Genomic DNA, 12,743 nt, shown 5'->3' with positions numbered 1-12,743 from the left:
GTGGTGGAGGGAATCCTGAATTACTGGATGCGGGTGACAATGGCGAAATAGGCACCAATGGCGCCTGTTTCCGTAGTGAATTCTGCTTCCATGTCAGTATCCCCTTCGGGTAATTCAATGAGGAAGCGCACATCATGGTCCTCTGGCTCGACAGGTTTGCTCATCGACTGGCCCGCCAGCATCAAAGTAGCGCAATGGGCCTGGATTGAGCGTCCCGGTGTTTCCCGGAAAGCGGTCAGGCCGGGAACGGGCAACCCCGGCTCAAGGGATGCGTTAATGGGCAAATCCAGCTCGGCAGGCCACCGCCGCAGGGCAATTTCATAAGTCCCGGCTTTTTCCACATGGATGGCCCAGAAGCCTGTTCCCGGCTTTCCTTCCCGAATGTACGCTTGATGCCACGGTGTCACTTCATCGGTTGTTATCCAGTCATGGCAGGTAAGCTTGGCTGGATTTTCCGCATCGTTCCCGACGACAATCCGCGTTTCCTTGTCGAACAGGGTTGATACACTTTCCCACCAGGCATCATATTCCATCCTCAGGCACGAAACCACTTTGGGGTGTTCAGCCGCGATGTCGTTCTTCTGGGCGGGATCCAGCTTGATGTCGTAGAGCTCCTTTCCGTCGATCAGGCGCCAGCGCTTGGTCATGGTGGCCGACTGGCGCCACTTGATGGGATCCTTCACACGCTGCGAGTCCGTGATGAGGGTCCGTTCGGGCCACGGAGTAGGGGTTTCGAAAAGGAGCGGGGCGAGGGAACGCCCATCGAAACTGTAGTCCATGGGGGCCTTGAGTCCGCACAGTTCAATCAGAGTGGGGAGAATATCGATATGCGCTGTCAATTGGTCGATATCCCTTGGCTGGGTGAGCCCGCCATCTGGCCAGCGCAGGAATAAGGGGACGCGATGCCCGCCGTCATACTGGCTGCCTTTCTGCCCGCGCATACCGGCGTTGTAGATGGCTTTCCCTGAGGCGGTCCCATTGTCCGTTGTGAAGATGAAGATCGTGTTCTTTGCCACACCCTCATCCTCAAGGAATTGGCGCAATTGTCCGAGGTTCTCATCGATATTGGCGATCATGCCATAGAAGATGGCTTCTTTCTCCGAGGGAACTTTTCCGACATAGGGTTTCCAGTAATTGTCTGGTACGTGGGAGGGCGAATGGGGTGCGTTGGTTGATATATATGCGAGGAAAGGTTTTTTCGCTTCAACACTTTCTGAAATGAAGCGTTTGGCTTCCCGGAAATAGACATCCGTGCAATAGCCTTCGTACTTCTCAGGTATTCCATTGTGCAGATAGGTGTCGTCAAAATAGGCGTTGTCCCAGTGATCGGGTGTCTGACCCACGCCGCCCCCTCCATGGCTGACGACCTCCCCAAAGCCCCGGTCGATTGGACGGTAGGGGTAATTGTCTCCAAGGTGCCACTTGCCGAAAAGGCCCGTCCTATAGCCATTTTCGAGAAAAACTTCCCCGAGCGTTGTCGATTCTGGCCGGAGGAAGGAGCGCCCCATGATGGTGTGCCAGGGGCCAGCCCGGTTGGTGTAGTGGCCACTCATCAAGGCTCCACGGGTAGGGGCGCAGGTCGGGCTGACGTGGTAATCCGTGAGGCGGACACTTTCCGCATGCAGGGCGTCCATCGCCGGAGTCTCAAGGATTCGGTTCCCATGGCAGCCAAGATCCCCGTAACCCTGGTCATCCGTGATGACGATGATCACGTTTGGTTTACCAGCCAACACCTGGAAAGTTAGCAGGGGCAATAAAAGGGTGAGCAGGACATGCCTGACAAGTGGCTGGCTGAAGAGTTTCATGTGCCACTTCACTATAGGTTTCGGCTAGAATTGTACCACCCCTTAAATACGGGATGCCGGCGGAGGCTAGTCCTGGGTCTCAGTAGGCCCGCATCACAGGATCGGCTCAGGCTCTTAGGCCTCCACCTCACGCCCCGCATCGGCCTCCATGAGCAGGGTGGTTGTGGAAAGGAAGGGGAAGTAATAGGCATTTTCCTGGTCAATGAAAGCTGGATAGACTTCCATCTGGTTGGGGATTGCAGTAAGCTTGGATTTGAGTGGCCTGAGTGACTTTTTCTGGCGTGTAGAGGCTACTTGATAATGGCTTTGATGATTTCGGAGTGCCTTCCCAGCTCGCCGAAATGCTAGAGACGGAAAGGTGCTCGATCCCCTACTCGTTTCCCGTGATTTTCATCCTAACAAAAACGGAATCGCTGCCTTCAACACGAGTTGTGACACTCTCAAACTCAGAATCCACAGAGCTAACTGCTGTTTCGGTAACCCATTGAGAACTCCATGAATCGATTGAAAGATCTGTCGAGCGCTGAACTTCATATGTCAATCCGCGTGAGGCCGCATCTTTTCGGCGCAAGTAAGTGTATTGCAAATCCCAACTAGCTCCCTCCGGGTCGGTTCCAATACTCCAATAGTTTGCAGCTGTGAAGCTCATCGGATCGGTTCCAAAGCTGTATTCAAGCAGGTTCTTAAATCCATCACGATCTGGATCATCTTCGGCTCCATCCTGACCAACAGGAAGGCTCTTGGATACGCCCCAAGCAGTAAATCCATTTAGATAATTGATCGTTTGCCCGTGGAGTGCGAAGACCAAATCCTTTACATCATCTGCTGCAGGACTCGCAAAGGGAACACTAACCACGCCCGGTGCCACTTCAGATTCATACAAACGCTCACCACCAGCCAAATCGCCACTACCGTTGGCTCGTCTCCAGGTAATATCGTGCTCGGCTCCATATTCAGACCATGTGAGCTGAAACGCATACTTCCCCGGAGTGAAGATAGTATCCTGAAAGTTGATCGTATAGTATTCAAGCGCAGTAAAACTCAATGCGTCAAAATCGATCCACTCGTAAACAAGGGTCTCGGTAGTCGCACCACCGTATTCACCTATCCAAAGAAGCATTTTTTTTGATCCAGCTGAAAAGGTGTAATTCTTGGCCACTTGTAGCGTCAAAGCAGTCAACTCGGTTGTCTTAGTGAGTGTGAATGTTTGGCCAGATGATTGTATCGGGTCCCCTCCATCATTATTAACAGGAGCCCCATTTAGTTCACTGTGGGCTTGACTCATAACAACACTACTCGTTGGCAGTGTCGTTCCGAAATACTGGATCGTCGCCGTCTCACTTGGTTCATCAAAGTAGGCTGGAACTCGTGTCGAATCACCCCCCGTGTTTGATGCAATTTCTCCTACATTCACCGAGCTAACCAAGAAATTATTTTCATCGATTAAGTTGAAGACGTAATGAGTCGTTCCAGCGGGAACCGGAATTGATGCAGTTCCATCGGCAAATATGAAAGGAACATCCAAATCGAACCACTCCTCTTCATCGTGCCCACCATCAAGTGTATAGATCAGTTCAATTTTAACGACTTCTGCCTTATCGGTTTCAAACGTAACCCACGCGACGCTGTTTGAATCTCCAGAGGCAAGAACCTGAGGGACATTCCCCTTGTTCGTAAGTGTGCCAGTATAATTCGGATTGTAGTGCGGCACACTTGCATTCACATCGCTAAGCCATGTCTCCAACTCCGTCGAGAGTGTTTGAACGAGTACCGCTTCAGAAGCGTTTATATCATTCATCTCTTCGATATCTGTTCGAACGTCATTGGTATCATAGAGTTCATAGAGTCGATACGGATCAATCGCGGGATTATCCAAATAGTCATACTCCTTAAAGAGCTTATATCCCCCCTTGCGGATAACACTATGGAAGGCAGTGCGATGAGGATAATGCCAATACATTGTATCGCGTTCACTCTGATCCGGGTTTTTCACAAGAGTTGGATCCTGCGCATCGCTCAGCAAGAGGTCGGACAGATCAACCCCGTCCAATCGTCCCGGAAGAGGGAGACCTGCAAGTGATAGAATAGTAGGATAAATATCCAATCCATTGATCATCACTTCACTAGTGATGCCTGATGGAATTTCCCCACCTGCTACAATGAAAGGAACCCTAATTCCACCTTCTTCAGCATGCGTTTTTCCTTTGTCCAATGGAAAATTGTCTGTAATCCCCTCGGTGCCCGTCACTTCTTTCCCTCCATTATCCGAGGTAAAGATGATGTAGGTATTTTCGATCAACTTATGCCCAGGCCAGCGAGGGTCGTCTGTGTTTTTCAAGTAATCCACTATACGGCCGACGTTATAATCCAAAGTTTCAACCATAGCTGCATAGTAAGGATTATTCTGCCCTTCTGCAAAAATCTCACTGCCACTAAGAGGATAGCTATAGCCCATCAGTCCCGCGTATTTTTGCAGCAGGCTTTCCGTCCTGACCTGAATTGGAACATGCACCAGCCATGACGCATAATAGCAAAAGAACGGATCAGCATTTGTAGTCGCATCCTGAAGGAAACCAATCGCATCTTCCGTCAACTGATCGTAAGCAAATCCATTAGCATCAAGTTGATACGGATCAGCCGGGTCAGTCGTCGCAAAACCACTAAGCCGGTCCGTCATTGCCCGATGCACTCCACGAGTGTTGCTTGTCACGTCGAAGCCCTGTGATAGAGCCCCAGGTTCTGCGTTATGGCCTACGGCCATATGCCACTTGCCGAAGTGGCCGCTGTAGTACCCATGTGGTGCCAAAGCTTCTGGAATGGTAATTTCTTCCAATTCCAGACGAGCACTATAATAGGGATCCATAATCCGGCTGCTGTTATTATTATGAGGCTTGGGAACCTCCCCCCCGATGACATGCGTATTATCAACACGCGCAGGAAAACGCCCACTCATAATACCACTGCGACTCGGCGCACATGTAGGCGCTGGCGCATACCCTTGACGAAATAGAATACCATCTGCCGCCAAAGCATCAAGGTTGGGCGATTCAAACACTGAGAACGGTGCCTCTGTATCATAGCACTTCAGATCTTGCCAACCAAGATCGTCTGCTAGAATTAAGACAAAATTCGGCTTTTCCGGGCGTGCTTGCAGCATGCTCACAAAGAAAAACAAATAGAAAGCGTAACGAAGCATTTTCATAGGGTAAAATATTAGGATATATAAACGATACTATTGGTTTAAACTCACACACCTAAGAGCTGTGATTTCCTTTGGTTTCAAAAGCAGCCCATCAATCATCCGCCAAAAAACGCAATAGGGTTAACAGCCAGCTGTTGATAGTATTCTTTTGCCAGAAGTAGCTGCGAATGTATATAGAATATTCGTTCTATATCGGACGATTTTATTCTCCAAAAGGGCTTCTAACGATTTAAGCCTTCACGGAATCTGAATAAAAGAAACTCCACACCGTTGTCGGTGTGGAGTTCAAGATTCCATTAACCTGGCCAGCGTACACTTAACGGCGGCGAAGCGCTACAAATGTAACAGCAAAGAACCCAGAGATGAGGGCAAAAACACTTGGTTCCGGGACGGCAGTAACAGTGAACTGACCATCCAAATCACGAATGCGATCATTAATAGTCGTCGCTGTTAGAACAAACACCTCAGGAGTGCCTGGGATCGAAGCGCCACCATTTGCACCTGCGCTTAAAATCGGGAGGTTGCTACCCGTTCCAAGAATATAGTCGCCCGTAGTAAACCATGCCGCATCAAAGCCGTCAAACGCGATAGATGCGGAAATATCAGTGCTCAAAACCACATTTTCAATTGTGAAACGCAAAGTATCGCCAGGCTGCAAATAGCGCGCAGTAGTGTCTGTGCCACTGGTGTTCCCTTGCAACCCAAATTCATCATTAACGGCCCCTACATCGGCCGTGGTTCCGAGCGCTGTGACGGATGAGGTTCCATCTCCAACCAAACTAAATGTAGAGCCAATCCAGCCCTCAACCCGTAAATCCCATGTCAAAGTGTCGTTCGATAAGCCACCGTCATCCAAATCCTGATTGGCAAAACTAAAGGAATAGAGAAGGTCATTACCTGTAGCATCCAATCCTATGGTAACATTTGGATCAGTTGCGTCCAAACCATTAATAACGCCAGTAGACAGATCGGCTCTCAGATTATCAAATCCGATAACAACCTGCCCCTGCAGTGATCCAAAAACGGCCATCAGCAAAAGAGTAAAAATTTTCTTCATAGTGGGTATTGATAGGTTATAGTAATTAGCTAGATATGGGCTAAAATATCCGCCCGAAAGGACTAACAGTATTCAATTATCTTGGTTAATTGTATATAGAACGTTCATTCTATATCGCCCTGATTCTTTTTAGATTACCTTAGAGCACACGCACGGCCGCGGGCCAATTTGACACAGGCACAACCGGCATCAGACCTCACCAAAAATGAATCGTAAAACGTTGATAACGTGCAGCTTGATCACACTCAGCGCCCTTTTACATCTGAGAGCTGATGCAGACTTCACGTCGGCACTTTCCACAAGTGAGCTGGAGAACCACATCCGAGAAATCGACGAGCGATTAGGCACGCTGGCTCAGATCAGGATGCGCTCGGACATTGGAGCGGTCGGATACCGATCAGAAACAGACCATTTTGATGTGATCGAGCTTACTTTTGACCAAGAGGCAGTGGTCGACCAGATTGTCGTAGTCCCAGTGATCCATTCCAATCCATCAGATGGCTTCATGCCCTTCTGTTTCCCCGTGAAGTTTGACCTGGAACTGTTTGATCGTAATGGAATCCCAATCAAGACAGTCGCCCGCTATCAGCGAGCGGAGAACGAACTCGCAGGAATCGCACCTTTGATCTTCCCCTTCCCTCCGACAAAGGCTGCTGGAATACGGATCAACATAACTCAATTTTCGATACGCGAGCTGGACAAAATACCTGCCTTGGAACTCTCGGAGGTGATGGTTTTTGAGGGCAATGTGAATGTGGCCTTAGGCTGCCAAGTAAAGACAACCAGCAACCCTGCAAGATGGAGTCGCCATCGCCGTCCTGAGTTTCTGGTCGATGGAGCCGTTCCCTACATGATGGATTGCCCCGGGGATAAATCCAGCGCAGGAACCATCAGTAACTCAGCAGTCGACTTCCAGCAAAGCTATACTGTAGATTTGGGTGCTATTTACCCAATTGATCGTATACAACTCCATGCCCTTGAACAGAGCACCTCAGTTCCGAGCCCATTTGCCGGCGACATGGGAATACCGCGCCTGATCCGTATTGAAGCCTCCCTGCTGCCGGATTTTTCAGATTCGATCATGATCGCCGAAAAAGAGCATCGTTCGCACTATCAGACCAATCCCATATTGTTCTATCAATTTGAGGAAACTAAAGCCCGCTACATAAAACTGATCGCTGTAGAACCCTACATTCATGATACGGGAAAATTAAGACGCGTGGGTGGCGAAAGATTGTCGCGCGCAAGAACCGGATTTGCAGAGGCTCAAGTCTTTTCCGGATCTGAAAATGTCGCCTTTGGAAAGAAGGTTTCTGCAAATTTCATTCACAGCCCTACAAATTGGAGACGCAGCCTATCAGCGCTCACTGACGGGCTCAATTATTACGGCCGAATCATCCCGATCCGCGAGTGGATGAGTCAGCTTGCCGAACGACATCAGTTGGAAACTAACCGTCCACACTTGCTGGCAGAGCTAAATAACCGCTATGCACAACAGAAAGCGCATTTAAAGCTACTGGGCTGGTTACTGCTGCTTTGCATCCTCCTGGTGTTTTTTGCCATCTTGATCGGACATATCACGCGCCTGCGCGAGATTGCGAAACTGAAGGAATCCTTTGCTGCCGACATGCACGATGAACTGGGAGCCAATATCCATGTGATTGGGTTACTTGCTGACATGGCCAAGGATGCGATTGACTCACCCGATGAACTGGTTGATGCGGTCGATGAGATACGAGCCGCAACCGAGCGAACCAGCTCGTCGATCCGGAATTACACAAAGAAGCAGTTCGGAATATCCGAGGGCATGCTGCTTCAGGAAATCGAACGCAATGCCAGTCGTATTTTAGCTGGTGTTGATTACACCGTGCATGTCGATGGCGAGCGATATGTGGAAAGCATCGATACGCATCGACAAATGAACCTGCTTCTATTCCTCAAAGAGTGTATGGTCAACGTGAGCAGGCACTCCAGCGCAACCAAATGCGACATTCGACTTCGTTGTGATGACAAGAGGACGGATCTGTCGGTCACTGATAATGGCAAGGGTATGGAGGGCACACCAACAAGAGACTTACCACCCTCTCTCAAACGCCGGGCTAAGATTTTACGTGGCGCAGCCAAAGTCACTAGTTCAGAATCTACCGGCACCTGTGTCACGCTAAGCATGAAGACCCACCGATGGAGTATTTTTAACTGAGGAATCCTATGGGTAAACAAATTCGAGTCATGTTTGTAGAGGACAACACGGAGTATCGCAATGTGGTCAGCGCTGCGATGCACCGTAAACCGGAAATCAATTTAGTAAGCGTCAATGGCACAGCTGAACGCGCCCTAAGTGAATTGAAGTGCCTGAATGAAAGCAGCCACATTGACGTCATCTTGCTCGACATTAGCTTACCCGGCATCTCTGGGCTTGAAGCCATAACTGAAATCCAAGCAATTGATCCCGAGGCGAAGATTGTCATACTCACACAATCCGAAGAGAGAGCAGACATCCTCTCCGCGATCCATCAGGGTGCAGCGGGCTATCTGCTAAAATCTTCTACAATCCAGCAGATATTCGAGTGCATCAGTATCGTCGCAGCAGGCGGTGCGATGCTTGACCCCAGCATGGCCAATTACATTCTGGATACAGTCATGTCTGCTCGCCTTGAGGAAGGTTCTTCAGACCTTTTAACAAGCAGGGAGCGCGAAGTTCTGGAGCTGATCGCACAGGGATTAGCGAAAAAAGAAATTTCCGAGAAGCTAGGGCTCAGTTTCTTTACGATTGCAGCTCACATCCGCAACATCTACGAAAAACTCAATGTCGTGAATGCAGCCGCAGCTGTACACCAGGCCCACAAAAAGGGCATTCTATAAGTGAGCGGATGATGTGTTGGGTTTTTCCTGCCGCAGGGGGATAATGGCGGTTATTGGAATCGCCGACTTACTGGTCGAGGCCTACGGGATCAGCCGCATCAACGCCCGACGGCGACCCGCTGACGTTGCCCTCCCGAAAGGGCCTTTGGCTTGCGCACCAGCATCGACTCAATACCGAGGATTTCCGCCGCGGATTGAACACGCCTCATGATTTCCTCCAGACCGGCAACCATCCGCAGGGTCGTTGACTTGCCACACCCTGACGGCCTGACGAGGACCATGAACTCCCTGTCCCGGATATCCAGCTGGATTTTCTTAACCGCCTTGAAGGGAGGATTCTTCCCCTATGCGGGGTAGATCTTGACGAGGTCCTTCAGTCGTACTTCCGCCATGGGTCATTTCAGAGGATGGGCTCGGGCTCGTAGGCTCCGGCCTCAGGGTAGTCTTTAAGCAAGGCGGTGACGGTCCGGGCGAAGGCGTCCACTTGCGCGGAGGCCTTTCCGGAAAGCTTCTCCGCCGAGGAAATCACACCATCGATCTGTTCCTTCGACAAGCCAAGCCGTGAATCGGCGGCAAGGCGCTCGGCGAGGTTGTTGGCGGAGATTTTCCCGGCGCGGAGATCAGCCACTGTGGCAACCGCGTTTTCCTTGATAGCCTCGTGGGCCTGTTCACGTCCCGTACCGGCCTTGACCGCTTCCATGAGAAGGGTGGTGGTCGAGAGGAAGGGGAAATAGTAGGCGTTCTCGCGATCGATGACGGCGGGATAGACCTCCATCTGGGTGAGGACAGTGAGGGTCGTTTCAAGGAGTCCATCCAGGGCGAAGCAGGCATCGGGCAGGGCGACGCGGCGCACAACGGAGCAGGAGACATCGCCTTCATTCCACTGGTCGCCCATCAATCCCTGGACCATACTGAGGTAGCCCTTGAGGATTGTAGCGAATCCGTTGATACGTTCGCAGGAACGGGCATTCATCTTGTGGGGCATGGCGGATGAGCCGACCTGTCCCTTGGAAAATCCTTCCGACCCCAATTCATGGCCTGCCATGAGCCGCAGCGTGCGGGCAAAGCTGGAGGGCCCCGAGGCGACGAGGTTGAAAAGGCTGATGACCTCAAAGTCGAGACTGCGTGGATAGACCTGCCCGACGGTAAACAATTGTCCGGGCAAACCGAGGTGCTTGAGGACACGTGATTCCAGCTGGCTGACCTTCTCGACATCCCCGTCAAACAGGGTCAGCAGGTCCAGTTGTGTGCCGACGGCGCCCTTGAGGCCACGGGCCGGATAATCCTCGAGCAGGGCCCCCAGCTTCCGCGTGGCACGCATCAGGTCTTCCCCGAACATGGCGATGCGCTTGCCGACGGTCGTTGGCTGGGCGGCGACATTGTGGGTCCGGGCCGTGAGGACAACGTCCTTGTACTCATCGGCCTTGACGGAAAACGCCTTGAGCACGGCGAGACTCTTTAAAAATAATATGCGCACCGAGCGATAGAGCTGGAGCTGCTCGACATTTTCGGTGAGATCACGGCTGGTCATGCCCTTGTGGATGTGTTCCGCGCCGGCCTTTTCATTGAACGCCTCGATGCGGGCCTTCACATCATGCCGTGTGATGCGCTCGCGCCGGTCGATTGCCGCCAGGTCAATATCATCAAGGGCCGCCTCATAGGCCTTAATGGCCTCAGCCGGAATTGACATCCCGAGATCGACCTGTGCCTTCATGACGGCGATCCAGTATTCCCGCTCGAGGCGGATCTTCCCGGAGGGTGACCAGATATCGCGGATGGCGGCCGAGGCGTAACGCTGGGCGAGAATGTTAGGAATGGCGTCCATTTCTCAAAATTCGGAACAAATCCCGCTGATGCCAAGCCCATTCAGGCGGATCTTGAGCGCGTGATTACCAGACAACTTTGATGTCCGGAAAAGTAACGAAGGCGGAATCACAAGTCAGCAGGGTCAGCTTATTGTGAAGCGCCTGGGCAGCAAGGAGCCGGTCAAAAGGATCCCGGTGCGGCCACTCGAGCCCGCCGGCTTGCTGGGCTTCATTGATGGAAAGGGCAAGTTCCTGCCAACCGGAAGAGGCAACCGCTGCTCCGAGATTCCTCGCCAGCTGGCCGGAGAGGGCGAGTTTCCCCAGCCGGACTTTTGTGGATAGCTCCATCGCGCTGACCGAGCTGAAGTAGATGGTGTTGCGGCTATTGGTAACGCACTCCCGTGCCTTGACCGAAAGGCTGGGTGAGTCCTGCCACCACCAGAGTGCAGCACAGGTATCGAGCAGGAGGTTCATTTGGATGTTCCCTCCCATGCCCTCAACTCTTCCACGGGAAGAGGATCAAAAAAAGTGGCGGATAGCTGAATGTTCGCCTTGTAACGTCCCGGTTCACGCCTCGGCTCATCCGCATAGGGTACCAGTTTCGCTTTCGGCTTCCCCGACTTCGCGATGATGATTTCTTCACCCACCGCCGCTTCCTCTACCAGCTTGGACAGATGCGTTTTCGCTTCGTGGATGTTGTAGGTGTGTTTCATATCAGCAAAATTAAACTAAGTCACTGGACTAAGTCAATATACGCGCGGGAAAGATTCCAAATAATTTACCTGTCCCTAAATCGCCTATTTTGCCTGCAACGGGGCGAGGCAGCGCACGGCCATTCCGCTGAGGACGGCTTCCTGCTCATTCGGGCGGAAAATGATCTCCATAAAGGCGTCGCGAAAGGCCTCTTGGAACTCGATCAGGGTCTTGAGGGACAGTGAAGGCAGGACCTCCGACAGCTTTCCCAGATACCACGGGTTCTGGGTGAAGATGTTGAAGCTGGATTTGCGCTCCGAAGCGCCGAAGAACTCGCCGTAGCGCGAGGCGGCGCGTTCAAGGTCGGCCTTTCCAATCCGGCCGCGGCCTCCTCCAGCTGCCTGCATCGCCTTGAGCTGGATGAGCAGGCGGTTGCGGTTTTGAAGTGACGAAATCAGCGGGCGGGCATCATGCCCGGCGAAAAAGTGCCGGTGAATGGCCTCCAGGGCCCATTCCAGTTTCAAACTGTAGAACGCTTCGGCCGCCTCAAAGAAATCGCTGTCGCCGACACTCGGGACCAGCTCGGAAACAAGCTCGGGGGTGATGTCGTTATCCTTGTCGCCGAGGTAGGTAATCAGCTTGCCGGTTTCCTCCAGTCCCAGGCGGGTGCTTCCGCCGATCAACTCCACAAGGATCTGCGCCGCATTGCCCTTGAATTGTTTTCCTGCCGCTGAAGCTTCCTCCTTGAGCATGGCCAGCAGGGCGGTCTCATCCTTGCTGGCGTCCAGAAAGAGGCTGTCGCCATTTTTCTGAAACCACTTGTAGGCTTTCTTTCGGCGGTCCACCGGTGAGGCCGAAACAAGGATTTTCACCGCTGGATCATCGAAGTTGTCCAGTAGGTCCTGCATTCGCTCGACCGCTTCCACCGTCGTCTTGGAGCGGCCCGTCACACTGTCGGCCAGGAAAGTGATATTCTTGAACCAGACGGCTTTCTCCGGCGTGAACATGGAGACAGTCTGCACTGAGCTGATGAACTGATTGATCGCCTTCTCGGCCTCGTCGATGGTTCCGGCCTGTCCGTCCACTTCCTCGAGGGAATTCGGATCGCTGAACTCTTTCGCCATGGACTCCCATTCCTCGCGCGCCTTGCGCTGTACGAGGAAGTCATCCGGGCCGGCTATGAAACGGAAGGGCATTTGCTGTTCAGATTGGTGTTTTGTGTCTTTAGACGCTTGTCCCTAAAGGAATAATCCGGGGGCGCCCGGTCAATTGTATTCAGGAGGAAAGCCGGTTTTAGACTTGTTTTAGAATAAGTGCAG

General features: G+C 52.0%; 9 protein-coding genes and 1 pseudogene. 2 read left to right on the top strand and 8 right to left on the bottom strand.

The features are described 5' to 3' along the window. Positions 1 to 20: 20 nt before the first annotated feature. From G0Q06_RS06370 to G0Q06_RS06360, 3 genes are all read right to left on the bottom strand, one after another. Positions 21 to 1,805, bottom strand: a complete 1,785-nt coding sequence (locus G0Q06_RS06370; protein ID WP_163963633.1) for an arylsulfatase — start codon at positions 1,803 to 1,805, stop codon at positions 21 to 23. 370 nt (positions 1,806 to 2,175) lie between these two features. After that, complete coding sequence (locus tag G0Q06_RS06365; protein WP_163963631.1) at positions 2,176 to 5,007, bottom strand: sulfatase; 2,832 nt, start codon at positions 5,005 to 5,007, stop codon at positions 2,176 to 2,178. A 316-nt stretch (positions 5,008 to 5,323) separates the two neighbouring features. Continuing rightward, a complete protein-coding gene (locus tag G0Q06_RS06360; RefSeq protein WP_163963629.1) occupies positions 5,324 to 6,064 on the bottom strand; it encodes a hypothetical protein in 741 nt (246 codons plus the stop codon). 235 nt (positions 6,065 to 6,299) lie between these two features. Here G0Q06_RS06360 and G0Q06_RS06355 point away from each other — a divergent pair, with 235 nt between their 5' ends. Both G0Q06_RS06355 and G0Q06_RS06350 read left to right on the top strand, forming a co-directional pair. Beyond that, entirely contained in the window at positions 6,300 to 8,264 is a 1,965-nt protein-coding gene (locus tag G0Q06_RS06355) for a sensor histidine kinase (protein WP_163963627.1), read from the top strand. 8 nt (positions 8,265 to 8,272) lie between these two features. Beyond that, complete coding sequence (locus tag G0Q06_RS06350) at positions 8,273 to 8,926, top strand: response regulator (RefSeq protein WP_163963625.1); 654 nt, start codon at positions 8,273 to 8,275, stop codon at positions 8,924 to 8,926. A gap of 101 nt (positions 8,927 to 9,027) precedes the next feature. Here G0Q06_RS06350 and G0Q06_RS14780 read toward each other — a convergent pair. The 5 genes and pseudogenes from G0Q06_RS14780 to holA form a co-directional block, all read right to left on the bottom strand. Next, positions 9,028 to 9,318: pseudogene (locus G0Q06_RS14780) on the bottom strand (sugar ABC transporter ATP-binding protein); the annotation flags it as partial. A gap of 8 nt (positions 9,319 to 9,326) precedes the next feature. After that, positions 9,327 to 10,751 (bottom strand): adenylosuccinate lyase, encoded by a 1,425-nt coding sequence (gene purB / locus G0Q06_RS06340; RefSeq protein ID WP_163963623.1) that lies wholly within the window; start codon positions 10,749 to 10,751, stop codon positions 9,327 to 9,329. 64 nt (positions 10,752 to 10,815) lie between these two features. Beyond that, positions 10,816 to 11,205, bottom strand: a complete 390-nt coding sequence (locus tag G0Q06_RS06335) for a type II toxin-antitoxin system VapC family toxin (RefSeq protein WP_163963621.1) — start codon at positions 11,203 to 11,205, stop codon at positions 10,816 to 10,818. Then, positions 11,202 to 11,444: a type II toxin-antitoxin system Phd/YefM family antitoxin gene (locus G0Q06_RS06330; protein ID WP_163963619.1), complete on the bottom strand. Its 243-nt coding sequence runs from the start codon at positions 11,442 to 11,444 to the stop codon at positions 11,202 to 11,204. Before G0Q06_RS06330 ends, G0Q06_RS06335 begins: the two co-directional genes overlap by 4 nt. An 84-nt stretch (positions 11,445 to 11,528) precedes the next feature. Further along, on the bottom strand, positions 11,529 to 12,620 hold the full coding sequence (gene holA / locus G0Q06_RS06325) for a DNA polymerase III subunit delta (RefSeq protein WP_163963617.1): 1,092 nt from the start codon (positions 12,618 to 12,620) through the stop codon (positions 11,529 to 11,531). Positions 12,621 to 12,743: the final 123 nt, after the last annotated feature.

The sequence above is a fragment of the Oceanipulchritudo coccoides genome, from assembly GCF_010500615.1.
In the GTDB taxonomy this organism is placed as follows: Bacteria; Verrucomicrobiota; Verrucomicrobiia; order Opitutales; family Oceanipulchritudinaceae; genus Oceanipulchritudo; species Oceanipulchritudo coccoides.
Note: the sequence above shows the minus strand (reverse complement) of the source record. Positions and strands in the feature narration are given on the sequence as shown.

What these genes read in the sequence shown, in the direction of transcription:
- G0Q06_RS06370 (WP_163963633.1), bottom strand. Translation starts at nt 1,805, where the DNA reads ATGAAACTCTTCAGCCAGCCACTTGTCAGGCATGTCCTGCTCACCCTT.
- G0Q06_RS06365 (WP_163963631.1), bottom strand. Translation starts at nt 5,007, where the DNA reads ATGAAAATGCTTCGTTACGCTTTCTATTTGTTTTTCTTTGTGAGCATG.
- G0Q06_RS06360 (WP_163963629.1), bottom strand. Translation starts at nt 6,064, where the DNA reads ATGAAGAAAATTTTTACTCTTTTGCTGATGGCCGTTTTTGGATCACTG.
- G0Q06_RS06350 (WP_163963625.1), top strand. Translation starts at nt 8,273, where the DNA reads ATGGGTAAACAAATTCGAGTCATGTTTGTAGAGGACAACACGGAGTAT.
- purB (WP_163963623.1), bottom strand. Translation starts at nt 10,751, where the DNA reads ATGGACGCCATTCCTAACATTCTCGCCCAGCGTTACGCCTCGGCCGCC.
- G0Q06_RS06335 (WP_163963621.1), bottom strand. Translation starts at nt 11,205, where the DNA reads ATGAACCTCCTGCTCGATACCTGTGCTGCACTCTGGTGGTGGCAGGAC.
- G0Q06_RS06330 (WP_163963619.1), bottom strand. Translation starts at nt 11,444, where the DNA reads ATGAAACACACCTACAACATCCACGAAGCGAAAACGCATCTGTCCAAG.
- holA (WP_163963617.1), bottom strand. Translation starts at nt 12,620, where the DNA reads ATGCCCTTCCGTTTCATAGCCGGCCCGGATGACTTCCTCGTACAGCGC.